Below are 23,387 nucleotides of genomic sequence, written 5' to 3'. Positions count from 1 at the left end.
CGTTCAGGACGCCAGATCTCCGTCAATCTTGCGGGCATAACCGCGCGGTGTATACATGCGCGGCCCCTCGCCCAGTTGCGCCAGTCTGGAATGGCTCGACCCGACCAGAACCACCGTCAGCATGTCCACCTCGTCCACTTCCAACTCGGACAGTTTGCGATAGCGGACGTGTTCTTCGGGACGGCCAAGGCTGGAAGCCAGCATCACAGGCGTATCCGCTGGGCGGTGTTGCAACAGAATATCCCGCGCCTCGGCCAGAAGGGTCCGGCGGCGCATGGAAACGGGATTGTAAAAGGCGATCACGAAATCCCCTTCCGCCGCCGCTTTCAACCGCTTCACGATATCTTCGCGCGGGGTCAGCAGATCCGACAGGGAAATCGCGCAGAAATCATGGCCCAAAGGCGCACCGGCGCGGGCCGCAGCCCCTTGCAAGGCGCTGACACCGGGTGTGGATACGACCTCCACACGATGGGCCGCGTCGGACACGCCCATTTCGTCGGGGCCACGGTCCAGCAGTTCAAACACCAGCGCACCCATCGCGTAAATCCCCGCATCACCGGAACAGATCAGCGCGACATTCTTACCCTTACCGGCCTGTTCCAACGCATAGCGGCAGCGGTCTTCCTCCCCGCCAAGCGGGAAGTCGGAGCGTTCCTTGCCATGTGCCAAAGCGCCGAGCAGGTCGATATACAGCCCGTAGCCCACCAGTTCTTCGGCTTCTGCCACCAGTGCACTTGCCTCCGGCGTGCGCCAGCTGTGTTGCCCCGGACCGATCCCGATAATCGACAGCTTGCCGCGGGACCGGCCTGTAAATTCTGTAATCGGCGCTTCGGAGCGTACCAGTGCACAGGTGGCATTCGCGGTCTTCTGTTTTTCAACCGCCAGCACAGCTGCATCCCCGCCGAGCGCCAGCGCCGCGCCTTCGGAGACGCCGTGACAGCCGACCTCGTCAAACACCACTGCAGACGGATTGGCCAGACGGGGCGTCTGCGCCTCCAGTTCGGCGGCCGTGAACACGCGGAAGGGCACGCCCAGACGGGCGGCTGTTTCGATCATCGCAGGTTCATCCCCCTTCAGATCGAGCGAACCAACACAGGCAACCGCCCCTGCCGCGATGTTATTCTCCGCCAGCGTTTTTTGCACCAGCGCCCAGATTTCCTCTACGTCACAGCCCCGTGCACAGCCAAGCCCCAGCGCAAACCGTTGCGGGTGATAAACCAGCCGCGTGCCGTCCCCTTCCATCGGGGCCTCTGTGGTGGTCAGTGTAACTGCGCCGGTTTCCACCGTTTCGACACCCCAGATATTTTCCCCCTCGACCCGCACGCCACCGCCTGACAGCATCAACGCCATCGCGGCCTTAGCATCCTGTGGATTGTCCAGACGCCAGCCCAGCGGCGGCTCGTCCAGCGCGACCCCCATCGCCACATCGCCCGCCGTTGTTACAGCGGCATGGGCGGAGAGACCCTCGGCGATCTGACGGGCCAGACGGTTCGCGCCGCGATGTCCGCCCAGCAGCGGGATCACCGTGGATCCGTCATCCGGCACAGCCAGCAAGGGCGGTTCGGTTTTCTTGTCACTGACCAGCGGCGCAACGGCACGCACCAGAATACCGGCAGCGCAGACCCCCACCACAGGCGTTCCACTGGCGAAAAGCACGCGCACATGCTCCAGCGCATTGGCGAAATAGGCATCCGCCTGATCCACGCGCCCTTCGCGCCCGTGTACCGCAGCACCCAGAATTTCCGCTACACGGCGGGCCGTGGCCTCGCCCGAGCGGGACAAACAAACAACTACCGGATTAACCATCCATCAAACCTTATCACTGGGCAGACCGCGGCCCGCCATCATCGTCACAACCAAGGATCCTCGCCCTTGGTCACCAATATCATCGAGAAGTAAGGCGCCGTTTCCGGAGCCCTTTCCAAGGGCATCGCCTTTTGTTCCGGCAGGGTCGCCCGTTCTACGTAGCCCGCATGTTCCATCAGCCCGAGCCGGTCCAGCACGCGGCGGATCTTCGGCAGATGCCGCCCGACCTTCATCACCGCAACCGCTTGGGCCGCCGCAATCCGCTGCTCCATCGCGGTTTCTTCCATCGGGCCGGGAATAATCGTCAGCACCTCGTTTCGCGCCGTCAGGGGCGCGCGCAGGGCAGCGGCGCAGGCCGTCACGCTTGTGACACCGGGCACGACTTCGACCTCGAATTCATCCGACAGACGGGAAAACAGATACATGAACGACCCGTAAAAGAACGGGTCCCCTTCGCACAGAACCACAACGGTTTTGCCCGCCCGAAGAGAGGCCGCCAGTTCTGCCGCACCGGCATCATAGGCCACTTGCGCCGGTTCCCGCTTCACCGACATGGGGATGGAAATCGAGATTTCCTCTACCCCGTCGGGGATCACACCGGCGGCAATGGCACGGGCAAAGCTCGCCCCGCCTTCAAGGCTCGGGTAAGCCACAACATCCGCCGCGCCGATCAGCCGCGCAGCCTTCAGGGTCATCAGTTCGGGATCGCCCGGACCAAGCCCCACACCGTAGAGTTTGCCGTTCATCGCTTGATCAGGCTCCACTGTGTCACCGGCATCAAGGGACGCCATCCGGTCAGGCCGGTGTCCGGCCCGCCGATGGGTTCGGCGCGGTTCACGTTCAGTTTCACAAGCTGCCCGCCGTATTCCTTGTGCAAGGACAGCAACAGGGACTCGCTCTCCAGCGTGACCGCATTGCAGACCAGCCGCCCGAGCGGGCGCAGCGCCTGCCAGCAGGTCTCGAACGTTTCACGGGACAGGCCACCGCCGATAAATATCGCATCGGGGGCTTTCAACCCGTCCAGTGCTGCGGGAACCGTGCCTTCGACCAGTTCCAGACGAGGTGCGCCCAGCGCGGCAGCGTTTTGCGCCGCAAACAGGCGGCGGTCCGCACGGGGTTCGATACCGATGGCATGGCTGAACCGTGCCGCCCGCATCCATTCCACCGCGACAGACCCGCAACCGCAGCCTACATCCCACAACAAGGCCCCGCGCATCGGCATCAACTTGGCCAGTGTCACGGCGCGGATTTCCTGTTTGGTCATGGTGCCATCATGCTGGAACAACTCATCGGACAGACCGGGCACGCGGGGGATCAGCGCGGCGTCTTCCGCAGCCACACAGTCCACGGCCAGCGTGTTGAAGGCGGGCACAACATGGTTCCAGCTTTCGGCCAGCCCTTCGAAACGTTCTTCGTCCTTGCCCCCCATGGCAGCCAGCACAGTCATCTGCGATTTTCCATAGCCCCGCTCGGTCAGGAATTTTGCGATCTGTGCCGGAGTTTCTGCACCCGTGGTCAGGATCAGCAACCGCTGGTCCGGCTGGATGAAGGCAATCATTTGTTCTACCGGGCGGCCGTGGACCGTCAGGGTTTCCACATCCGGCATGGACCAGCCCATGCGTGCGGCGGCCAGTTGAAAGGCACTAAGCTGCGGGTGATAGGTGATTTCGCGCGGCGGTATGGACCGTCCGATCCGCGCACCAACCGAATACCAAAGCGGGTCGCCCGTGGCGAGAACCACAACCCGTTTACCCTTATAGCCCTGCAACGTGTCGATCAGGGCATCAAAGGGCGAAGGCCATGCCACCCGCTCTGCACGAATGTTGTCGGAAAGCGAATGATGACGATCGCCCCCAATGATGACTTCAGCCGCTTCCACCATAGCGCGGGCGGTGGGGACAAGCCCGTCCAGACCGTCTTCACCAATGCCGACAATATGTAACCAAGGGGTCATTGTTTTTCCTCTACCAGTCCGGCGGCCAGCGCGTTCACTGCCGAAGACGCCATCGCAGAGCCGCCCTTGCGGCCGCGCAGGGCGACGAAATCACAGCCCCGCGCACGTGCCGCCAGTTCGGCCTTGCTCTCGGCGGCGCCAACAAATCCGACAGGAAAGCCAAGGATACAGGCCGGTTTCGGCCAACCCTGATCCAGCAGTTCCAGCAGATGAAACAAGGCCGTCGGCGCATTGCCGATGGCCACGACCGCGCCTTCGATATGGTCGCGCCACAGCTCCACCGCAGCCGCGGAGCGTGTGTTACCGATGCGCTGTGCCAGATCAGGCACAGTCGGATCGTTGAGTGTGACAATCACGTCATTATCCGCCGGAAGGTAGCGCCGGATGATGCCAGCGCCGACCATTTCGCAATCGCACAGTACCGGCGCACCGGCCCGCAGCGCATCGCGTCCTGCCGCAAAAGCCTGCGGAGAATAGGCCAGACGGTCCGCAATTTCCACCATCCCGCAAGAGTGGATAAGACGGATCACCATCGGGCGCATTTCCTCGGGAAAACGATCCAGATTGGCCTCGGCCCGCACGGTGGCAAAGGACTGGGCGTAAATCTCGGCCGGCACCCTCTCATACGGGAGAGGGCGCGGCGGCTTTGCTCCGTTTCTCATTTCCGGCGTGCACTTTCAGGGCCAAGCGGGTGTTTGGCATGGGGGTAGACGGGATGAACGTGATCATGATGATGGTCGTGGCTATGTCCGTGATCATGACCGTGGTGGTGATGCCCGTGATCGTGATGATGGTCATGGTCGTGATCATGAGAATGACTGTGATCGTGATGATGTTGGTGATGGTCCAGATCCAGACGACACTCCCCCGTGCACCAGTCGCCACACAATCCGCAATCAGACACATTGGACCCCGGCGCCTGCGCGCCCTGCCCTTCAACGTGGTGATGATGGCTTTCCTGAATCGCACCGACCTCGGCTTCGAACCCGATAATCTGCGCGCGGTATTTGCACAGAACACAGGTGGGCGGTGGCACTTCTGACAGGGCGGGATGATCCGCGCCCATCGCGGCGCGGCGGGCTTCGACGGGGATGACCCGCGTATCGCCGCCATCCATCGCCAGCACCTGCGTGCGGTACTGGCAGATGCCACAATTCGGCACCGGCGTGCTGCCAAGCTGTTCTTTCACACGGTCCGCGAAGGTTTCCAGAACCAGCGGGTGATCGTTCAGATACCCCGCTTTAACGAACTGGATTTCGGGATATTTCGCGGCGCATTTGTCCGTGAACCCGTAAATCCGGTCAATCAGGATGCCCGTGAACAGGAAATAGGGGAACACAATGACCCGCTTGTAGCCAAGGCGGCTGACATGATCGAGACAGGGCTCCACCAGCGGGAAGGTCACGCCGGAATAGCCCACTTCGCACCAGCCAAAGCCCATGCCTTCCCAAAGCATCCGCGCGATTTTGGACACGTTGGAATTGGCATCAGGATCAGAGGCCCCGCGCCCGATCACCACAAGAGCGGTTTCTTCCAGAGGCAGTTCGCCGTGTTCCGCGTTAGCCGCATCCACGGCCTCTTGTATCCGCGCACCGGCGGCTGCAATCATCTTGGGATCAACCCCGAGTTCGCGCCCGTAAGATACGTCTATCCCGTTCTTGACGGCATAGGTGTTCAGAACCGTAGGAATGTCGTTTTTGGAGTGCATCGCGGCAAACAACATGCCAGGCACCGCCAGAATGCGGTCACAGCCAGCATCCCGCAGTTTGTCCAGCCCGACGCGGATCACCGGGTTTGCAAACTCCAGATAGCCGTATTCCACCTGCCAGTCCGGCAGAAGCGCGGGCAGTTTTTCTGCCAGCACCGAGAATTCGTCCACTGCCGATTGGCTGCGCGACCCGTGTCCGCAAATCATGACGCCGATTTTCTTTGTCATGGGTTCAGGCCTCTTGCGGGGCTTCGTCTGCCTCGGCTTTTTCTGCTTCGGAAGTCTTGTCTTTCTTGCGCCCCTTCAGGATGTTCCAACCCGCGATAGCGACTGCCGCTCCGATCGCACCGGCTGCAACCCAATGGTCGTGGGACGCCAGTTCGCCCACATGCCCTACATGGGCATTCGCCCCTGTTGCGGCCAGAATTGCTGTCAAAAATACCGAATAACGCATCGCGGTCCCTTCCTTTTATCCAACGGAAAGGCCGCCACGGGATGTAGCGTTCTAACGATCTCGTCTTTGGCCCCCTATTTGGGTCAGCCCCCGACGATACACCTTTCCGGCCCCTGTGGGGCATCGTTGGGCAAGGTATAAGCAGCCCGCCCCCCCCGCGCAACGGGATTCGCGGCAGAACAGGTGCAGGAAACGCCACGGAGCAGCGACAATGTATGAGGTTGGCAAAGAAAAACCCCGCTGCACAGTCAGGCGCAACGGGGATTGTTCATGTCTTGATCCGGATCAGCTGTACCAGTTGCCCATCTTCACCTGAACCGCATCGTTCAGCAGTTTTGCAAAGGCTTCGGGGTCCTGTGTCCCGCCGTCCCGCCCGTGGTAATGGTACGGGTAAACGTATTTCGGCTGGAACTCCGACACAGCTGAAGCTGCTGCTTCCACATCCATAGTAAAGGGCAGGTTCATACAGACAAATGCAACGTCGATGTCTTTCAATGCGCGCATTTCGGGGATGTCTTCGGTATCGCCCGAAATATAAACACGCAGCCCGTCAATCACCAGAACATAGCCGTTGTCGCGTCCCTGCGGGTGGAAATTCAACCGTTCTTCAGTGGTGTTATAGGCAGGAATGGCATCAATCGACATGCCGTTGAATTCACCCGAATCGCCATTAGCCATCTGGCTCGCCTTGGCTTTCAACTCTTCCGGCAGCTGGTTGTAAACTTCCGGATTGGTGATCAGTTTGGTACCGTCCGCCACCAGACCATTCAGCGTATCTACATTAAAATGGTCGCCGTGATGATGGGTCAGCAAGATCAGATCCGGCTTTGGGAAATCAGCATATTGCGCCACGTCGCCAACCGGATCGACATGGATCGTGCCAACAGGTGTCAGCAACACCATAGAAGCGTGGGCAATCGCATTCACGGAAACAGTACCGGAATCCGTTGCAAATTCATTGCCGGCATGGGCTGCAGCCCCGACAACATAAGGTAAAAAGACGACGCCTGTTGCGGCAGCGCCTGTCTTCAAGAAACTTCTGCGGGAATAGGTCATTGGGTTTACTCAACCTCCTTGTTGGTAATGCCGCAGATATATCGTGATCGGTCGGGCGCGTAAAAAATTTCTGTTCCACCTCACGCAACAGTGAAAACCGTGGTCTTTAACAGACATCACTGCAAGAGCAGGCTAATCTGCACTGAAAGCGAGAGGAGCATGACGTCATGGGTCAATTGATTGACGGGAACTGGAAAACCGAAAAGCTGGTAGATGGCGGCAAAGACGGCAAATTTGTGCGCAAGGATTCCGGCTTTCGCAACTGGATCACGGCTGATGGCAGTGCCGGTCCCAGTGGTGAAGGCGGCTTTCCCGCCGAAAGCGGGCGATACCACCTCTATGTCTCGCTTGCCTGCCCTTGGGCCCACCGTGCACTAATATTTCGCAAACTTAAAGGCTTAGAGGATCACATCTCCGTCGATGTCGTCCATCCCGATATGCTTGAAAACGGCTGGACCTTTCAAACGGACGGCGGTCCGGCGCAGGGCGACAGCCTTTTCGGGAACAGTTATCTTTATCAGATTTACCAAAAATCCGACCCGAACGCGACCACCCGCGTAACCGTGCCTGTCTTGTGGGACAAAAAGCAAAACTGCATCGTTTCAAACGAAAGCTCCGAAATCATCCGCATGTTCAACTCTGCTTTTGACGGCATCACCGGCAACACGGAAGATTACTGGCCGGCGGACCTGCGAGACGCCATTGAAGAGGTAAATTCACGGATTTACACAACGCTGAACAACGGTGTTTACAAAGCGGGCTTTGCCAGCAGCCAGAACGCTTATGACAGCGCAATTCATCCGCTATTCGATACGCTCGACTGGCTTGAAAACCACCTTGCGACCCACCGCTACCTGATGGGCGATCGCCTGACAGAAGCCGACTGGCGTTTGTTCACCACGCTCGTGCGGTTTGATGCGGTCTATCACACCCACTTTAAATGCAACCGCAACCGGATCACGGATATGCCTAACCTCTGGGCCTATGCGCGGGAGTTGTTTCAACGGCCCGGCGTCGAACAAACGGTGCATTTCGGACACATCGTTCGGCACTATCACTACAGTCAGAACAATGTGAATCCGTTCCGGATCATACCGATCAACCCCTCACCGGACTGGCACAAAGCGCACAAACGAGGAACATAATTTCGCCCCAGAGTGATGCCAGCCTGTATCTGCACAACCGGAGACAGGTTATGACGTATCTAGGGCGGTTCGCCGCGACATGTTTAATAACCCTCACCCCCGTGAGCCTTGGGGCAAGCGGGCTGACACCATTGACAGACCGGACCGATATCCTCGGCTGGGAGGCAGTGGGGCGCATAGACATCGGCGGACAAGGCTATTGCACGGGTGTGCTTGTCGCGAGCGATCTGGTCCTGACCGCAGCCCATTGCGTATTTGATCAGAGCACAAACCGGTTGCATGAAGCGAGCGCATTCACTTTCGCGGCAGGCTATCAAGACGGCACCTCTATCGAGACCCGCGCCGTGCAACAGGTTGTGGCCCATGCCAATTACAGAGCAGCCCTCGGGCCGATCACCTCTAACATCCGCCATGACGTGGCCCTGCTGAAACTGGCTGCTCCGATTTCCACTTTCACAGCGGCCCCTTTCGCCATCCATTCCGGAATTGCCCCTGGCAATTCGGTTAGCGTGGTTTCATACGGCAAGGGGCGGGATGACGTGATGTCATGGCAGAAACAATGCGATGTACTGGCGCGCGGTGCTGGACTTATTGCCTTCAACTGCGATGTGACCTTCGGATCATCCGGCGCACCTGTTTTTGTAAAAGAAGGCAACCGCGCAAGGATCGTGTCTCTCGTATCGTCGGGACGCAATGCGGACGGAGATATCGTGGCTTTCGGAATGGACCTGCCAGCGAACATTGCCCATCTCAAACGTGCCTTGCGTGTGCTGCCCCGCTACGCAACCACAGGCACGAGCGCTCCGCAGCCGACACAGATCAAGCGGATTACCGTAGGATCCGGCCGAACAACCACGGGTGCAAAATTTGTGAGAAGCGGAAACTGACATTCCCCCGCAAACAGCGGTCGCGCTACTCGCCGCCGATCCGCCCGTAATGATCCACCAGCGCCGCGAGATCGTCGGGCTGGACAGGTGTATGCAGATACCCCCGCGCGTTCGGGATCAGATCAAAAATCATACCGTCCGAAAAGAAACTTTTAGCGGTCACAACAATGATCGCCACACTGGGATTCCGGTAAGTCGCCAGATCACTAATCGCCAGAACGCTCGTGTTTTCCATTCCCACGTCAAGAACCAGCACATCGAAAGGTTCAAATCGCAGCGCATCAATCGCAGATTTTTCGTCGAGACACAGGCGCGTGATTCCGCCCTGCCGCTCCAGATGGCGGCACCACAGGCGGCCAAGTTCCGCCACGGCTTCTACAACGAGAATGTTCATCACGCACCCGAATTTACCCAATTTTAAGGGTCTGCTCTATTTGTTAATAATGTTTTAATTTTCCCCACCTTAACCGTTATCAATTGTGTTTTCGCTCTTTAGATGGTGAAACGAGCGGAAACACGCTGAAAGACTGCTATGACGACCACAATTACCATTTGCGAAACCTGCAAACGTGAAGGCTGGAACGCCGAAACCCACTCTCAAACGGACGGAGAACTTCTGGCCGAGGCGGTGGAAGCCGCCGCAAAAGGAGCCAGCGACGTAAAGACACGCCGCCACGCCTGCCTGATGGGCTGCAACCACGGCTGCAACATCGCCATTCAGGCGGAAGGCAAGCTGACTTACGTTATGGGGCGGTTTGAGCCGGGTACAGAAGCTGCCGAAGGCATAGTCGAATACGCCCAAAAACATGCCGCCAGCGAAAAGGGGCAAGTGCCGTTTCGCGAGTGGCCCAAGGCGGTCAAAGGCCACTTTGTGTCGCGCATCCCTACCCTGCCAGAGTCTGAATGACGCCGCCGGATCAAAAACGGGACCACGGCGGCGGGCTTGATGATGCCATCGCCCGTTTTGGCGGCGTGCGGACGGATTGGGTGGACCTGTCCACCGGTATCAACCCCGTTCCATACCCCCTGCCACAGATTCCGGCCCGTTTCTGGCAGGCCCTGCCCGACAGTCAGGACCAGAGCGACCTGCTGGGCGCCGCAAGACAGTTCTGGAACGTGCCTCAGGGGGCGGCCATTGCTGCAGCATCCGGCGTTTCTGCCCTGATCGCCGCCCTGCCGCGGCTCGCCCCTGCCAGCGGCGTCGGCATCGCGCGCCCGACTTACAACGAACATGCCGCCAGTTTTGCGGCATTCGGCTGGGCAGTAGGCGACTCCCCCGCAGAGGCCAATGTTTATGTTCACCCGAACAATCCCGACGGACGGCTCTGGGATCGGGGCACTTTGCTCGACCAGCACCGGTCCCTCACAATCATCGACGAAAGCTTTTGCGATATCAGCCCTGCCGTCAGTCATATGGACCTTGCGGATCGCGAGGGATTCGTCGTCCTGAAAGGTCTGGGCAAGTTCTGGGGGCTGGCGGGGGTACGGCTCGGCTTTGCGATGGCGCGTCCCGAAACCATTGCCAAACTGGAACAGATGCTTGGTCCTTGGGCGATTTCCGGTCCGGCCCAGCACATCGGCTTGCATGCCCTGTCAAACGGCGAGTGGGCCGATACAACCCGCATCCGGTTGCAGCAGGACGCCGCACGGCTGGATACCATCGCAACCGGTGCCGGATATGAGAACCCCCGTGGCACCAGCCTGTTCAGACTTTACGATGTCGAAGATGCTGAGGCAGCTTTCGACCAACTGGCCAAGGGGCGCATCCTTTCACGGATTTTCCCGTATTCCAAAACGCTGATCCGTCTCGGCTTGCCCGGAACGCAGGCCGCTTGGACCCAACTGCAAAAGGTCCTGGAGTAAACGATGAGTATCTTCCTGATGGTTCTGCTGGCATTGGTGCTGGATTTCTTTTTGGGGGAGCCGGAAAAAATCTGGGACCGCTACCCCCACCCCGCCACACTGATGGGGCGGCTTGTGAACAGTCTGGATGAATATTTAAACCGTGGTTCTGCACGGCGGATTAAAGGCTTTGTTGCTGTCGCCGTACTGGTTCTGATTGCCGGAGCAATCGGGCTGGTTTTTGAACTGTTAAACAACTTCGACTATCTCGGCGTGGCGGTGAACCTGCTTGAAGTTGTTATTGCGGCAGTTCTCATCGCCCACAAGAGCCTGATTGACCACGTGCGCGATGTGGCAGCCGCCCTGCAAAAGGGATTGCCACAGGGACGGAACGCCGTATCGATGATCGTAGGACGGGATACCGGCGCCATGCGGGAAAGCGAAGTCTCCCGCGCTGCCATTGAAAGCGCCGCCGAAAACTTTTCCGACGGTGTTGTCGCGCCGGTGTTCTGGTTCCTGATCCTCGGTCTGCCCGGCATCCTGATCTACAAAATCGTCAACACCGCCGATAGTATGATCGGCTACAAGAACGAAGAATATGCCGAATTCGGCTTTGCTGCCGCCAAACTGGATGACATCCTGAACTGGCTGCCCGCACGGATCACTGCCGTGCTGATCTGTTTCGCCCATTTTGACCGCGCCGCCCTTGATGTGGTGTTCGAGGACGCAGATATGCACCGCTCCCCGAACGCCGGATGGCCCGAAGCGGCCATGGCCGGTGTGCTGGATGTATCGCTTGCCGGACCGCGCAGTTATGACGGCGAGATGACCAATGACCTGTTCGTGAACGAGCGGGGCAAACGGGACCTCAGCAGCACGGATATTCTTGATGCCGTGCGCGCCCTGAACCGCAGCTGGTTCGCCATGACAGGCTTTTTCGCCCTTCTCGCCCTGATTTTCTGGTTGCTGTAATCACCCTGCGACTCAAATGAGGTTGAACCTTTCGTCCGCTTACGTTATCGCTAACGAAACTGCGAAAACGCCCCGTTCGGGCGAAACTTTTGGGATCGGAGAAGCACTATGACTGTTAAAGTAGGAATTAACGGCTTTGGCCGGATCGGCCGCAACATCCTGCGCGCCATCGTAGAGAGCGGCCGCAAGGACATCGAGGTCGTCGCTATCAACGACCTCACACCGGTTGATAACTCTGCCTATCTCTTCAAATACGACAGTGTGCACAAGATTTTCGAAGGCGAGGTCAAACACACGGAGAACTCTCTTGATGTAGGCTATGGCCCGATCCCTGTAAGCGCCCTGCGCGATCCTGCAGAGCTGGACTGGGGCCATGTGGATATTGCACTGGAATGCACAGGTCTGTTCAAGGACAAGGAGAAGGCCGAGAAATACCTGCAAGCCGGTGCCAAGCGTGTTCTGGTATCCGCACCGGGCAAGAACGCCGACAAGACGATCGTTTATGGTGTGAACGACGACACGCTGACAGGCGAAGACATCATCGTGTCCAACGGGTCCTGCACAACCAACTGTCTTGCCCCGCTGGCGAAGGTTCTGCACGACACCTTCGGGATTGAAGACGGATTGGTGACAACCGTTCACGCCTATACCGGAAGCCAACCGACACTGGATCGCGGCTCCAGCAACTGGGAACGGGGCCGTGCGGCGGCGCTTTCGATGGTGCCAACATCTACCGGCGCGGCCAAAGCGCTGGGTCTGGTTCTGCCAGAACTGGACGGTAAGCTGGACGGCGTAGCCATCCGTGTACCGACCCCGAATGTGTCCTGCGTCGATTTCAAATTCAACACTACCAAGGAAATGACCATCGAAGCGATCAATGCAGCGCTGCAAGACGCGGCTGATGGCCCGATGAAAGGCGTTTTGGGTATGGAAACCCTGCCGCTCGTGTCAATTGACCTGAACCACGACCCGCGTTCTTCGGTGGTGGCAACATCAGAGACACAAGTTCAGGGCCGCATGGGCCGTGTACTGAGCTGGTATGACAACGAATGGGGTTTCTCCAACCGCATGGCCGATACCGCTGTTGCGATGGGCAAATTCCTGTAAGGACGTTCCGGCGATCAAAAAAGGCTTCAAGACACTGCTGCCTTGAAGCTTCATTTAAGAAGCGTGATATATGAAGCGTCTTGCAAGACGCTTCATATTTGCAGGGTGATAAGTAACTCTCTGTTAATCTTTAGCCTCGGTTGGCTGCCCCTGTTCCCCGATCAGAAAACCGGCTTCTGCCATCAAACGGTTTGAAGCAGGTTCAATCGCCTGTTCCAGCACTTTCGTGATCTCACCAGCGTCCATTCCGTCCAGATCTTCGGCCCGCAACTGCGGCAGGAACTCCACAACAGCCAACCCCGGCTTGCGGTAAATCCCGTGGCGCGGCCAGAACACGCCCACATTGGTCGCAGCGGGCACAACAGGTTGCCCTGTCTGCTGGTGCAGCACCGCAGCACCCACCTTGTAGGGCAAATGCGCCCCTGCCGCTACGCGGGTGCCTTGGGGGAAGATAATCAACTGGCCGGGAAGTTGCGCTCCGGATTTCACATCCGCCACCATCTGCTTGATCGCCGCGCCGCGCTTGCCCCGCTCCACCGGCACGCAGCCGATTTTCAGCGCGAACCAGCCCAAAATCGGCGCCCATTTCAGCACAGCCTTCATAATGAACTTGGGCCGCGGGACCGCAGAAACAATCAGGATGATGTCAAAGAAGCTTTGATGTTTCGAGGCGACCAGCACCTCGTCGCTCGGCACTTCTCCGCGCACTTCGGATTTCAGCCCGACCATCCAGCTGGCCGTCCATCGCACCCAGCGACAGTAACTGCGCACCGCCCAGTAGGAATTTTCCCGTTTGATCATTGTCATCGGAATGAAGAACAGAGCCATGACGAACATGGCCAGATACATTTGTCCGATAAACAGCAAGGAGCGGAGCCATTGGATTGCATACATCAGCTTAACCTCGACAGAGCGCGAAAGGCGGCCAAACGAGTCGCCCAGAAAGCAACAACTGCGGCGATGACCGGCACGATTAGTGGCAGGAACCAATGCCAGCCGACAAATCCGAGACCGGTCAGGAAGGCACCTTCTTCCGCCGGAGCTGGCATAAATGCAACACCGATCATGGCCAGCGCCGTCCCAATCGCAGCCCCGATCAGCGCGCGCAGGGTGAAGCGGCGCACAAAGGCGCGGGCGATATAAACGTCCCGCGCGCCGATCAACCGCAGCACCCCGATCACCTGCCCGTTTGCAGCCAGCGCGGATTGGGCCGCCAGTGTAATCATCGCCGCCATAGAGCCTGCGATCAGCATGATCGACACCAGCCCCAGCAACCGCAGCCGCGTAGCGGCATCGACCAGCGGCTTGCGCCAGCGGGTGTGATCATCCAGAACCGCGCCCGGTGCTTCTGCGCTCAGCCGCAGTTTCAGTCCGGCCATATCCGGCCCTTTGCCCTCTTCCAGAACCTCGATCAATCGGGGCACCGGCAATGTGTCGAGCGGCAGGTCCGGACCGAACCAGGGCTCCAGCAGTTTGCGTTGTTCCGCATCCGACATCACCCGCGCGCTGGCAATTCCCGGTGTGGTGCGCAGAACCTCCAGCACCGCTTCGGATTGTGCGGCCAACTGGCCTTCCGGGGCGGCGATGCGGATGGTCGAGGTCCGCGCCAGTTCCGCATCCCACCGATCCGCCAGCCGTCCTGTCGCCAGTGACAGGGCCAGTGCAAACACCGTCAGAAAAGCCATCGCACCCGCGGTGAAGGATGTCAGCCGCGAAGTAAAGCCGCTTGGCGGAACCACGCGGTCTGCATTGGTGTCACCGCTGAAAACCTCAAATATACTGCGCAAACGATCCATTACAAATCAGCTCCGGCCAGTTGCAGTTTGGTGTTGTTGATCCGCAAAACCCGCGCCGAGACTTCGGATTTCGTGTTGCGGATCAGATTGAGATCGTGGGTCGCGATCAGGATCGTCTTACCCATCCGGTTCAACTCTACCAGCAGTGCTATCAATCTCTGCGCCATTTCCCAATCTACATTTCCGGTCGGTTCGTCCGCAAGGATCAGGTCCGGCGACATGATAATTGCGCGGGCCAGCGCAGCCCGCTGCCGCTCGCCGCCGGACAGTTCCGGCGGCAGGGCATCGCCCCTCTCGCTCAGCCCGACCCAGCTCAGAAGATCGTCGACATTCCCCTGATCCACTTCGGACTCCCGTCCTGAAACAGCCAGTGGCAACGTCAGGTTGTCCCTCACACTGATATGATCGAGAAACTGGCAATTCTGGTGGACGACACCAATGCGCCGCCGCACACGTGCCACATCATCCCGTGTCATTGCCCGCACGTCCTGCTCGAAAATGCGGACCATTCCGGTTGTGGGCATAAGGGCCTGATAGCATAGATTCAGCAGGGTCGTTTTTCCCGATCCTGAAGGCCCGGTCAGGAAGTGAAACGATCCGGGGGACAATCGCAGGGTCATATCGCTGAGAATATCACGCCCACCATAGTTAAAACCCGCGTTTTTCAGCTCTATCACTCTGTGCCTCGTTTACTGTTCGACAGTCTGTTTTGTCGGTTTTCGCTCATACCGCCCATACATGCAATGTTTACAAATTTGAACAGATACTTGGAATGAAAGGGTTCCACGGCTAAAACTAGTAAAAACGCTGATTCGCGGGCTGGCGGTTGGCAGAAAAAAATAAGCGAGGGTGCCATGCGTATAGTATGCCCAAGATGCGTCGCGCAGTACGAGGTAGATGAAGCAGCGATCCCGGAGTCCGGGCGCGAGGTTCAGTGCGCCAATTGTGATAATATCTGGTTTCAAGACTATATAGAAATGTTGCCCGATCGTGCCTCCGACAGCGTCGAGGAATACGAGGACAAGGGCGTCTTTGACAATCTGGACGATCTCCCCGAACTCAACTTCAGGTCAAAACGCGCGCAATCCGCAGGGACCACTGCGCAAGACACAGTTACAGCGGAAAGCGCCGACGCCCCTGAAACGGCATCAGCTGCCCCGGCTGAAGATAGCGCCGCCACTTCAGCACCGCGCTATTCCGCAAGCGAAGACGATTACGACGACGATGACTATGATGATGATGCACCTTCACCAAACCTGCGTGCCGCCCCTGTCACCGAAGATGTTCTCAATGTTCTGAGATCGGAAGCGGCTTTTTCCTCTGCCTCGGCAGCGCGGGATAAACTGGATGCGGCCACGGCGGATGCCATTGACGGAGACGGTGAGGAACGGAAAATCGCTGTCGACCGCGCACTGACCGAAAACGATGAGCAGGCAGCTGAACCAGACGACAGCGTGCTTGAGACAGAAGAACTGGGCGCGGCGGATTTTGCGGAAGAAGTACCCCGGAGAGACGACGACGCGGATGAACCTGTGCAAGAGTCCGCAGACGCCGGTTCTGAGCTAACTGCGGCAGAGGAAGACACCCCTGACGAGGACGACGATCTTGGCTTTGCGGGCCTGACAGAGTTTCTCGACGCTCATGCTGGTGACAGCAACGACGACGCCAGCGACAAGGACACATTGCAGCCCGATCCGTCGGGACCCGAACCGGCAGAAGCCACCGATGCAGAGGCAGAGGATGAGGGCGTCGATTCCGATTTTGATCCACTCGCCGACCTGGAAGCCATTCGCAGCCAGCTTGAAACCATCGGCGCCAGCCGCGCTGCCGAGGCGGATCAGGAACCGGATACAGAAACGGAGGGAGAGGAGGAACAGTACACCCCGATCCTGCCATCTGACGACCCTCTGCCCGACGATACAGCCGAAGAGTTACGAAACCCTTACGCCCAAGACGATTCTCTGGACACAGAGGATGACGTCACCGAAGATTTGTCTCTGGCGGATTTGGACGAAGAGGATTCCCCTTCGGACATGCTTGCGGCCCTTAGAATCGACGAAGACGATGAAGAGGACGACGATCTCGACTTCGACGACATGGAAGAGGATCGTGCGCGTCATGCCTATCGCGCCGATGCAGCCGCGTCGGCCGCAAAGGATGAAGCTGATGAAGAAGACGCCTTGGACGACGACACCCCGAAAGGAGGGGTTGCCGCCGCTGCTATTATGGGGCTGTCACGGCCAAAAGCGAAAACCGGTCGCGCCCGTGCGCGGGTAAAACAGGGCTTCGGGCTGGATGAGGACGCAGATGCATCCGACATGTCCCCGCTGGAAGAGAACGCACCGGACCTGACCGACGAAACGGACTCCAACCAATCGGGCCGCAAGTCCCTGCTTCCGGATGTGGACGAACTGGACGCATCCCTGCGCAGTGATGGCGGGGAGCCCCGCCGCCGCGACCGCGAAATGCGCGAAGCCCATGAGGACCAACTGGCGCGTAGTAAATCAGGCGGCTTCAGACGTGCATTCGTCTGGACAGTCTTCGTCTTTGCAATCCTCATTGCGCTCTACCTGCTCCACCCGCTGATAGTCGCGGGTATGCCGGCAGCAGCAGTCGTGCTTGACCCCTACGCATCGGCCATAGACAGCCTGCGTCTGTTGATAGAACGGCGGATCGGCGGCTAACCCGCCGACCACTGCTACCCTACAGTGCGTTTGTGAAAATACGGTTAAGAAAAATCGGCCTAGAAGCGGTCTAGCAGCCGCTTCAGATAGTCCAGCTCTAGTGCAGGGCGATTACGTTCACCGGAGCGTTTACGGATTTCGTCCATAACCTCACGCGAGCGGCGATACTGCTCCTCGCTTGGCACCAGCTTTTCGTTGCTGCCGACCCGACCGGTTTCCGACAAAGGACGACCCAAAGGATCGCGAGCGTTCTGGTCTCCCTGCCCGGGCTGGGAACCCTGCTGGCCAGATTGACCGGATTGTGCCTGCCGCTGGGATTCCCCAAGCTGGCGCATTCCTTCACGCAGCGCTTCAAGCGCGTTGGCTTGATTGTCGAGCGCACCGGCAGAGTTACCGTCTTCGAGATTTCCCTCGGCCTCGCCCATCTGGCGTTCGGCTTCTTCAAGGCTGCGCTCGAATTCCTCGCCGCCGTTGACACCGTTGCGGTTCAATTCGCGGCGTTGCTGGTCCAGCATATCCCGCAACGCTCTTTGCCGTTCCGCAAGCTGCCCCGGTCCTGCACCCTGCCCTTGGTCGCGTCCGCGTTGACCCTGACCCTGCTGCTGTCCGTTTTGCTGCCCCTGACCGTTTTGCTGACCCTCTTGCTGCCCTTGCTGCTGGCCCTGCCGGTCACCATCCTGCAAAGGCGGATCCTGTGATTCCTGCAATTCGCGCCGGTTCCGGTCATATTCTTCCTGCAATTCGCGATAGGTGTCGTCCGCCAGATCCTGCTGTTCACGCAGCGTATCTCCTAGCCCCTCCATCGCCTGCTGGTTCTGACCGCCTTGCCCCCCGCTCTGGCCTTCGGTAACGCGCATGTTTTCCATCATCTGCTGAAGCTGTTCCATCAGCTCTTGCGCCTCGGCCATGCGACCCTGCTCCATCAACTCCTGAATGCGGTCCAAGAGTTGCTGCAACTGATCCTGGGACATTTCGCGGGTCTGGCCGTTTTCCGCCTGCTGGTTTTGCTGGCCGTCCTTACGCTGCTCTTCGGCCAACTGCCGCATGTAATCATTGGTGGCCTGACGCAACTCATCCATCAACTGCTGGATTTCATCCTGTGTCGCCCCGTTTTTCATGGCTTCGGACAGGCGTTCCTGTGCGCGTTTCAAACGTTCCCGCGCGTCGGCAAGATCACCGTCTTCAATCAGCAGGGCAGCCTTCCACAGCATGGCGGCAACCTCGTCCCGCACTGTATCACTAAGTCGATCGTCACCTGCGTATTCCATCCGGCGCATGGCCGTGCGGATCATCAGATAGGCCTTTTCCCCCCGCCGCTCGAACGCGACTTCGGGGCGATGGGTGATCGCCTTCAGAACCTGAACAATCCGCTTTTTATTGTCCCTGTTCCACAGCAGATCACGGCGCTGTTCGGCAACGGCAGCGGCCATCGTGTCAAAGAAACGCTTCCCCGGCATCGGCCCAATGTCAGGAATCACGGATCCGGTCTGGCCCAGAGCATCTTCCACAGTCATGACGATCTTTACGGGAAGACCTGCCCAAGGGTGCTCTGCCAAATCCTCGACAAGTGTCTCTTCGAAGGAGGCCGTTTTGCGTGTGAAAGGTAAAGGAAGTTCCAGCGTCAGCATCTCGCGCGGCTCGGGATCAAGCACCAGACCGTAGCGCCGGTCAACGGCATCAAGCGCCAGTTCGATGGTCACAGTCCCCCCTTCAACACCGTAATCATCCCGCGCTTCGAACGGCAGCTTCAGTGCACCCTGCACCGTGCGACTGATCTCATCCGTCAGGGCAACTTGCGGGTCTTCATCCGCGATCATGGCAATATCCCAGCCCGCATCCGGCCCCTGCGGCGGCACAATCGAAAGCCTGCCGGATTTGCGCACATCAAGGGTGGTTTCCGCAAAGCCTGTCTCGCCAGCGCTCAACACTGTATCGCCGCCGGCACTGACCGTTTCGCTAAGTGCTGCGCCTTCAGTGTCTCCATACACCCGCAAGGTAATCCGCGTGCCCTCTGGCAGCGAAAGTGTCTCTCCGCTTGCGACGTCATTCAAATATACAGCAGGTTTTCCGGTATAGGCCGGTGGCTCTGCCCAACCTTCCCAGCTTGGGCCGGTGGCGATCAATGCCCCTTCGTCAGTCAGGCTTTGCACCAGAGATTGCACCGGATCCGTTCGCCCGAACAGAGCAGCCGCCGCAAAAACGAACACCGCAATCAGACGTAACGCCCAAGGATCGCGGCGGGACAGGCGGACATGGGGTTGAGCGGCTTTCGCCCCGCGCGCCTGATCCGCCATTCGCTGCAAATGCCGCGCCCAGAGATAACGTGCCGCCGGATCGCTGGCCCCTACAGCCATAGAATCATCCAGAGATTGTAGCGGACGGCCCGGCATTCTTGCATCGATCCGCGCCTTGGCATCCGCCAAAGTCGGCCAGTTAAACCCACGCGCCCCGCGCACAAGGAACCAAAGCCAAAACACTGCCGCTATGGCCATACCACCCAGCAATACCGGTCTGTCCAGTGTCAGCAACAGCCCAAGACGCCCCAAAGCCACGACGAAAAGTGTCAGCGTTATCAGGGGCCAAAAGCAAATCATCCCCCGTTCCAGCAAAAGCGCCGCACGGGTTAAACGCAACCGCCACGTCAAGGCGCGCATGGCCTTGCGTGTCAGTTTGTCAACGTCGATCTCGTAATCTGCCATCCAGACCCTTCAGCCGCCTTCCGCGGTAGAGGTGGGCAGGCTCAGTCCTGCATCCACTCTGGTAGCTTATCCCGATTTAACATTTCGTCAAACGTCGGACGGGGCCGGATGACAGCATATTGATCGCCATTCACCAGAACTTCGGGAATCATCGGGCGGGAATTGTATTCCGACGACATTACCGCGCCATATGCGCCGGCGGATCGGAATGCGATCATATCGCCATCTTCCAGATGGGGCATAGGACGCTGTTTGGTGAATGTATCCCCCGATTCGCAAATCGGCCCGACAATATCCACCGGTGTTTGTTCCGCCCCTGCAGCAGGTTCCAGAACCGGAACAATGTCGTGATGGGCTTCATACATGGCCGGACGGATCAGATCGTTCATTGCAGCATCGACAATCAGGAAATCGCGCCCCTCGCCGTTCTTTCGGAAAATAACAGAGGACACCATTAGCCCTGCATTCCCCGCAATCAGCCGACCCGGTTCGATCTCGATCTCGCATCCCAGATGCCCGACTGTTTCACGCACAACGTTTCCGTAATCCATCGGCAACGGCGGCGCGGCGTTGGAGCGTTCATAAGGAATACCAAGCCCGCCCCCCAGATCGAGGCGGGAAATCTCGTGCCCGTCAGCACGCAACAGCTCTGTCAGTTCCGCAACCTTCTGAAAGGCATCGCGGTAAGGCGACAGGTCCACAAGCTGGCTGCCGATGTGCACATCAATCCCGATGACCTTCACGCCGGGCAACCCTGCGGCCAGTTTGTAAACCTCGCGGGCCCGTGCAATCGGGATGCCGAACTTGTTGTCTGACATGCCTGTTGCGATCTTCGGATGGGTTTTCGCATCCACATCGGGATTTACCCGCACGGTAATCGGAGCGACCACACCCATTTCCGATGCCACTTTGGACAGAAGGCACAATTCCGGCTCGCTTTCGACGTTGAACTGGCGGATACCTCCGGCCAGCACCGTTTCCATCTCGGCCCGCGTCTTGCCGACACCGGAAAAGACAATCCGGTCTCCGGGAACTCCGGCTGCTTTGGCGCGCAGATACTCCCCGACAGACACCACATCCATGCCAGCGCCCATATCGCCCAGCAGTTTCAGCACCGCCAGATTGGAGTTCGCCTTCATCGCATAGCACACCAGATGGGGCATACCGGCGAGCGCCTCGTCAAAAACTGTAAAGTGCCGCGCAAGTGTCGCGCTGGAATAGACATAGAACGGCGTTCCGACAGAAGCCGCGATCTCCGTCAGCGGCACGTCTTCCGCGTGCAAAACCCCGTTGCGATACAAAAAATGGTCCATGGTGCAGTCCTTACTTCAAGCCCGCCCCGCATAAACCGAAACGGAGGGCCAAACCACCCTTGTTTTACAGGCTGGTCCTACGGATCAAGTGACGGAGCGGGCCCGCAAAAACAGATAAAGCGGCAGGCCACAGCTGACTCCGATGCCAAAGGTGGCGGGCAGACAAAGCGCGAGCACCCAATAATCCTTGCGCTGGTAAACCTCGGCACACATCCAGACCACCAGCGCCGCCGCCGATACAGTCAGATCCCAGACCAGCCCTGAAGATGCCGCGTTTGCGTGCCACGCATCCACCATCCCCATAATGTCAAAGCCGTTTTCCCCGAACCATTGCAGGAAATACCGCATCGGCAGAATGGTGCCCGCAACGGTCAGAGCCAGATAAATCATACGCAAGCCCGACATAACCGGCCCCTTCCGTTTAGGATTCGGCAACGCTGACAGGCACGGGATCATCCTTGATCCCGCAAGCAGAGACGCCGAAAGCGACTGTCAGACAGAGCAGTAAAATCCGCATTATTTGATCCTTTCACGCCAGGCTGCGATCTGTTTTCGTACCTGTGCAGGGGCTGTGCCGCCGAAACTGACGCGGCTTGCCACAGAATTCTGCACTCCGAGCACGCCGAACACTTCCTGTGTAATCTTGTCGTGCACCGATCGCATGTCTTCCAGCGACAGATCCGGCAGGTCGCACCCGCGATCTTCGGCCATTTTAACCAAGGCGCCTGTCACGTGATGGGCATCACGGAACGGCATACCGAGCGCACGCACCAGCCAGTCCGCCAGATCGGTCGCGGTGGAAAACCCGCTGGCCGCGGCGACCTCGAGACTGTCTGCATTGGGGCGCATATCCGCCACCATCCCCGTCATCGCCGCCAGCGCCAGCATCAGGCTGTCTGCCGCGTCAAAAACCTGTTCCTTGTCTTCCTGCATGTCCTTGGAATAGGCCAGTGGCAGCCCCTTCATCACAGTCAGCAGACCGATCAGGCTGCCATTGATCCGGCCGACCTTGGCGCGGATCAGTTCTGCCGCGTCGGGGTTCTTCTTTTGCGGCATGATGCTTGATCCGGTGGAAAACCTGTCCGACAGCACCACGAAACGGAACTGGGCCGACGACCAGATCACCAGTTCTTCAGCAAAGCGGCTGAGGTGTGTGGCGCAGATCGAAGCGGATGACAGGAATTCCAGCGCGAAATCCCGGTCGCTGACCGCATCCAGACTATTCGCGCTTGGACGGTCAAAGCCCAGCGCCTCTGCCGTTGCATGGCGATCAATCGGAAAGGACGTGCCGGCCAGCGCCGCAGCACCCAAAGGCGATTCATTCATCCGTGCCCGCGCGTCGATCATACGGCTTTTGTCCCGCGCAAACATCTCTACATAGGCCATCATGTGATGAGCCCAAGTGACAGGCTGTGCCACCTGCAAATGGGTGAAACCGGGCATCACCATATCCGCGCCCGCCTCTGCCTGATCCAGCAACGCTGCGATCAGCGCGTCCAGACCGGAAATCGCCGCATCAAACTGGTCCCGAACCCAGAGTTTGAAGTCCGTTGCTACCTGATCGTTCCGGCTGCGCCCCGTGTGCAGGCGTCCGGCCGGTTCACCGATGATCTCCTTCAGGCGGGATTCCACATTCATGTGGATATCCTCAAGGGCAGCGGAATATTCAAACGTTCCGCCTTCAATTTCTGACAAGACCGTGAGCAGGCCTTCCCTGATCGCCTTTGCATCACTATCAGTAATGATGCCCTGTTGGGCGAGCATTGCCGCATGGGCGCGGGACCCTTCGATATCCTGCCGCGCCATTCGTTTGTCAAAACCGATGGAAGCGTTTATCGCTTCCATAATGGCATCGGGACCACTGGCAAAACGCCCGCCCCACATGGCATTGGAAGTTTTCGTGGAGGATGATTTTTTGTCTGACATGATGAATGCGCCCGAAGTTAACACGATAGGAAGAGGCC

The 23,387-nt window shown here is 58.7% G+C and carries 22 protein-coding genes; 7 read left to right on the top strand and 15 right to left on the bottom strand.

What is annotated here, in order from left to right:
• Positions 1-3: 3 nt before the first annotated feature.
• The 7 genes from cobJ to C0U40_RS03095 form a co-directional block, all read right to left on the bottom strand.
• Positions 4-1,806 carry a precorrin-3B C(17)-methyltransferase gene (gene cobJ / locus C0U40_RS03125; protein ID WP_101654273.1) on the bottom strand — a complete coding sequence of 601 codons (1,803 nt, stop codon included), beginning with the start codon at positions 1,804-1,806 and terminating at the stop codon, positions 4-6.
• Between the two features lie 44 nt (positions 1,807-1,850).
• Entirely contained in the window at positions 1,851-2,552 is a 702-nt protein-coding gene (cobI, locus tag C0U40_RS03120; RefSeq protein WP_101654794.1) for a precorrin-2 C(20)-methyltransferase, read from the bottom strand.
• Positions 2,549-3,760: a precorrin-6y C5,15-methyltransferase (decarboxylating) subunit CbiE gene (cbiE, locus tag C0U40_RS03115; RefSeq protein ID WP_101654272.1), complete on the bottom strand. Its 1,212-nt coding sequence runs from the start codon at positions 3,758-3,760 to the stop codon at positions 2,549-2,551. The genes cobI and cbiE overlap by 4 nt, the downstream gene beginning before the upstream one ends.
• Positions 3,757-4,422: a precorrin-8X methylmutase gene (locus C0U40_RS03110; protein ID WP_101654271.1), complete on the bottom strand. Its 666-nt coding sequence runs from the start codon at positions 4,420-4,422 to the stop codon at positions 3,757-3,759. The genes cbiE and C0U40_RS03110 overlap by 4 nt, the downstream gene beginning before the upstream one ends.
• Positions 4,419-5,696: a sirohydrochlorin chelatase gene (locus tag C0U40_RS03105; RefSeq protein ID WP_101654270.1), complete on the bottom strand. Its 1,278-nt coding sequence runs from the start codon at positions 5,694-5,696 to the stop codon at positions 4,419-4,421. The genes C0U40_RS03110 and C0U40_RS03105 overlap by 4 nt, the downstream gene beginning before the upstream one ends.
• A gap of 4 nt (positions 5,697-5,700) precedes the next feature.
• Positions 5,701-5,922 carry a DUF6732 family protein gene (locus C0U40_RS03100; RefSeq protein WP_101654269.1) on the bottom strand — a complete coding sequence of 74 codons (222 nt, stop codon included), beginning with the start codon at positions 5,920-5,922 and terminating at the stop codon, positions 5,701-5,703.
• Positions 5,923-6,207: 285 nt separating this feature from the next.
• Positions 6,208-6,978, bottom strand: a complete 771-nt coding sequence (locus C0U40_RS03095; protein WP_101654268.1) for an MBL fold metallo-hydrolase — start codon at positions 6,976-6,978, stop codon at positions 6,208-6,210.
• 167 nt (positions 6,979-7,145) lie between these two features.
• Here C0U40_RS03095 and C0U40_RS03090 point away from each other — a divergent pair, with 167 nt between their 5' ends.
• Both C0U40_RS03090 and C0U40_RS03085 read left to right on the top strand, forming a co-directional pair.
• Positions 7,146-8,123 (top strand): glutathione S-transferase family protein, encoded by a 978-nt coding sequence (locus tag C0U40_RS03090; RefSeq protein ID WP_101654267.1) that lies wholly within the window; start codon positions 7,146-7,148, stop codon positions 8,121-8,123.
• Positions 8,124-8,173: 50 nt separating this feature from the next.
• The gene (locus tag C0U40_RS03085) at positions 8,174-9,010 is read left to right on the top strand and encodes a trypsin-like serine peptidase (RefSeq protein WP_101654266.1); all 837 of its coding nucleotides are present in this window, start codon (positions 8,174-8,176) and stop codon (positions 9,008-9,010) included.
• Between the two features lie 25 nt (positions 9,011-9,035).
• On the opposite strand, the gene C0U40_RS03080 is transcribed toward C0U40_RS03085, so the two are convergent.
• Positions 9,036-9,404 (bottom strand): response regulator, encoded by a 369-nt coding sequence (locus C0U40_RS03080; protein ID WP_101654265.1) that lies wholly within the window; start codon positions 9,402-9,404, stop codon positions 9,036-9,038.
• 138 nt (positions 9,405-9,542) lie between these two features.
• Here C0U40_RS03080 and C0U40_RS03075 point away from each other — a divergent pair, with 138 nt between their 5' ends.
• The 4 genes from C0U40_RS03075 to gap all read left to right on the top strand — a co-directional run bounded on the left by C0U40_RS03075 (position 9,543) and on the right by gap (position 12,931).
• Positions 9,543-9,917 (top strand): DUF1636 family protein, encoded by a 375-nt coding sequence (locus tag C0U40_RS03075; protein ID WP_101654264.1) that lies wholly within the window; start codon positions 9,543-9,545, stop codon positions 9,915-9,917.
• Positions 9,914-10,873 (top strand): threonine-phosphate decarboxylase, encoded by a 960-nt coding sequence (locus C0U40_RS03070; RefSeq protein WP_101654263.1) that lies wholly within the window; start codon positions 9,914-9,916, stop codon positions 10,871-10,873. Before C0U40_RS03075 ends, C0U40_RS03070 begins: the two co-directional genes overlap by 4 nt.
• A 3-nt stretch (positions 10,874-10,876) precedes the next feature.
• Entirely contained in the window at positions 10,877-11,824 is a 948-nt protein-coding gene (gene cbiB / locus C0U40_RS03065) for an adenosylcobinamide-phosphate synthase CbiB (protein ID WP_101654262.1), read from the top strand.
• Between the two features lie 108 nt (positions 11,825-11,932).
• Entirely contained in the window at positions 11,933-12,931 is a 999-nt protein-coding gene (gene gap / locus C0U40_RS03060) for a type I glyceraldehyde-3-phosphate dehydrogenase (protein WP_101654261.1), read from the top strand.
• Between the two features lie 123 nt (positions 12,932-13,054).
• On the opposite strand, the gene C0U40_RS03055 is transcribed toward gap, so the two are convergent.
• From C0U40_RS03055 to C0U40_RS03045, 3 genes are read right to left on the bottom strand one after another with little or no spacing between them, the layout of a single operon-like run.
• A complete protein-coding gene (locus C0U40_RS03055; RefSeq protein WP_101654793.1) occupies positions 13,055-13,828 on the bottom strand; it encodes a lysophospholipid acyltransferase family protein in 774 nt (257 codons plus the stop codon).
• On the bottom strand, positions 13,825-14,727 hold the full coding sequence (locus C0U40_RS03050; protein ID WP_101654260.1) for a cell division protein FtsX: 903 nt from the start codon (positions 14,725-14,727) through the stop codon (positions 13,825-13,827). Before C0U40_RS03050 ends, C0U40_RS03055 begins: the two co-directional genes overlap by 4 nt.
• Positions 14,727-15,404, bottom strand: coding sequence for a cell division ATP-binding protein FtsE (locus C0U40_RS03045; RefSeq protein ID WP_101654259.1), 678 nt, complete (start codon positions 15,402-15,404; stop codon positions 14,727-14,729). Before C0U40_RS03045 ends, C0U40_RS03050 begins: the two co-directional genes overlap by 1 nt.
• Before the next feature lie 177 nt (positions 15,405-15,581).
• Here C0U40_RS03045 and C0U40_RS03040 point away from each other — a divergent pair, with 177 nt between their 5' ends.
• Positions 15,582-17,411 carry a zinc-ribbon domain-containing protein gene (locus tag C0U40_RS03040; protein WP_101654258.1) on the top strand — a complete coding sequence of 610 codons (1,830 nt, stop codon included), beginning with the start codon at positions 15,582-15,584 and terminating at the stop codon, positions 17,409-17,411.
• 59 nt (positions 17,412-17,470) lie between these two features.
• Here C0U40_RS03040 and C0U40_RS03035 read toward each other — a convergent pair whose 3' ends face one another.
• From C0U40_RS03035 to argH, 4 genes are all read right to left on the bottom strand, one after another.
• A complete protein-coding gene (locus C0U40_RS03035; RefSeq protein WP_101654257.1) occupies positions 17,471-20,110 on the bottom strand; it encodes a TIGR02302 family protein in 2,640 nt (879 codons plus the stop codon).
• A 41-nt stretch (positions 20,111-20,151) separates the two neighbouring features.
• On the bottom strand, positions 20,152-21,423 hold the full coding sequence (lysA, locus tag C0U40_RS03030; protein WP_101654256.1) for a diaminopimelate decarboxylase: 1,272 nt from the start codon (positions 21,421-21,423) through the stop codon (positions 20,152-20,154).
• A gap of 84 nt (positions 21,424-21,507) precedes the next feature.
• On the bottom strand, positions 21,508-21,828 hold the full coding sequence (locus C0U40_RS03025; RefSeq protein WP_101654255.1) for a DUF2834 domain-containing protein: 321 nt from the start codon (positions 21,826-21,828) through the stop codon (positions 21,508-21,510).
• 111 nt (positions 21,829-21,939) lie between these two features.
• Positions 21,940-23,349, bottom strand: coding sequence for an argininosuccinate lyase (gene argH, locus C0U40_RS03020; RefSeq protein WP_101654254.1), 1,410 nt, complete (start codon positions 23,347-23,349; stop codon positions 21,940-21,942).
• Positions 23,350-23,387: the final 38 nt, after the last annotated feature.

The sequence above is a fragment of the Neptunicoccus cionae genome (assembly GCF_002860325.1).
Lineage (GTDB): Bacteria > Pseudomonadota > Alphaproteobacteria > Rhodobacterales > Rhodobacteraceae > Amylibacter > Amylibacter lutimaris.
Note: the sequence above shows the minus strand (reverse complement) of the source record. Positions and strands in the feature narration are given on the sequence as shown.

What these genes read in the sequence shown, in the direction of transcription:
- cobJ (WP_101654273.1), bottom strand. Translation starts at nt 1,806, where the DNA reads ATGGTTAATCCGGTAGTTGTTTGTTTGTCCCGCTCGGGCGAGGCCACG.
- cobI (WP_101654794.1), bottom strand. Translation starts at nt 2,552, where the DNA reads ATGAACGGCAAACTCTACGGTGTGGGGCTTGGTCCGGGCGATCCCGAA.
- cbiE (WP_101654272.1), bottom strand. Translation starts at nt 3,760, where the DNA reads ATGACCCCTTGGTTACATATTGTCGGCATTGGTGAAGACGGTCTGGAC.
- C0U40_RS03110 (WP_101654271.1), bottom strand. Translation starts at nt 4,422, where the DNA reads ATGAGAAACGGAGCAAAGCCGCCGCGCCCTCTCCCGTATGAGAGGGTG.
- C0U40_RS03105 (WP_101654270.1), bottom strand. Translation starts at nt 5,696, where the DNA reads ATGACAAAGAAAATCGGCGTCATGATTTGCGGACACGGGTCGCGCAGC.
- C0U40_RS03100 (WP_101654269.1), bottom strand. Translation starts at nt 5,922, where the DNA reads ATGCGTTATTCGGTATTTTTGACAGCAATTCTGGCCGCAACAGGGGCG.
- C0U40_RS03095 (WP_101654268.1), bottom strand. Translation starts at nt 6,978, where the DNA reads ATGACCTATTCCCGCAGAAGTTTCTTGAAGACAGGCGCTGCCGCAACA.
- C0U40_RS03090 (WP_101654267.1), top strand. Translation starts at nt 7,146, where the DNA reads ATGGGTCAATTGATTGACGGGAACTGGAAAACCGAAAAGCTGGTAGAT.
- C0U40_RS03085 (WP_101654266.1), top strand. Translation starts at nt 8,174, where the DNA reads ATGACGTATCTAGGGCGGTTCGCCGCGACATGTTTAATAACCCTCACC.
- C0U40_RS03080 (WP_101654265.1), bottom strand. Translation starts at nt 9,404, where the DNA reads ATGAACATTCTCGTTGTAGAAGCCGTGGCGGAACTTGGCCGCCTGTGG.
- C0U40_RS03075 (WP_101654264.1), top strand. Translation starts at nt 9,543, where the DNA reads ATGACGACCACAATTACCATTTGCGAAACCTGCAAACGTGAAGGCTGG.
- C0U40_RS03070 (WP_101654263.1), top strand. Translation starts at nt 9,914, where the DNA reads ATGACGCCGCCGGATCAAAAACGGGACCACGGCGGCGGGCTTGATGAT.
- cbiB (WP_101654262.1), top strand. Translation starts at nt 10,877, where the DNA reads ATGAGTATCTTCCTGATGGTTCTGCTGGCATTGGTGCTGGATTTCTTT.
- gap (WP_101654261.1), top strand. Translation starts at nt 11,933, where the DNA reads ATGACTGTTAAAGTAGGAATTAACGGCTTTGGCCGGATCGGCCGCAAC.
- C0U40_RS03050 (WP_101654260.1), bottom strand. Translation starts at nt 14,727, where the DNA reads ATGGATCGTTTGCGCAGTATATTTGAGGTTTTCAGCGGTGACACCAAT.
- C0U40_RS03040 (WP_101654258.1), top strand. Translation starts at nt 15,582, where the DNA reads ATGCGTATAGTATGCCCAAGATGCGTCGCGCAGTACGAGGTAGATGAA.
- C0U40_RS03035 (WP_101654257.1), bottom strand. Translation starts at nt 20,110, where the DNA reads ATGGCAGATTACGAGATCGACGTTGACAAACTGACACGCAAGGCCATG.
- lysA (WP_101654256.1), bottom strand. Translation starts at nt 21,423, where the DNA reads ATGGACCATTTTTTGTATCGCAACGGGGTTTTGCACGCGGAAGACGTG.
- C0U40_RS03025 (WP_101654255.1), bottom strand. Translation starts at nt 21,828, where the DNA reads ATGTCGGGCTTGCGTATGATTTATCTGGCTCTGACCGTTGCGGGCACC.
- argH (WP_101654254.1), bottom strand. Translation starts at nt 23,349, where the DNA reads ATGTCAGACAAAAAATCATCCTCCACGAAAACTTCCAATGCCATGTGG.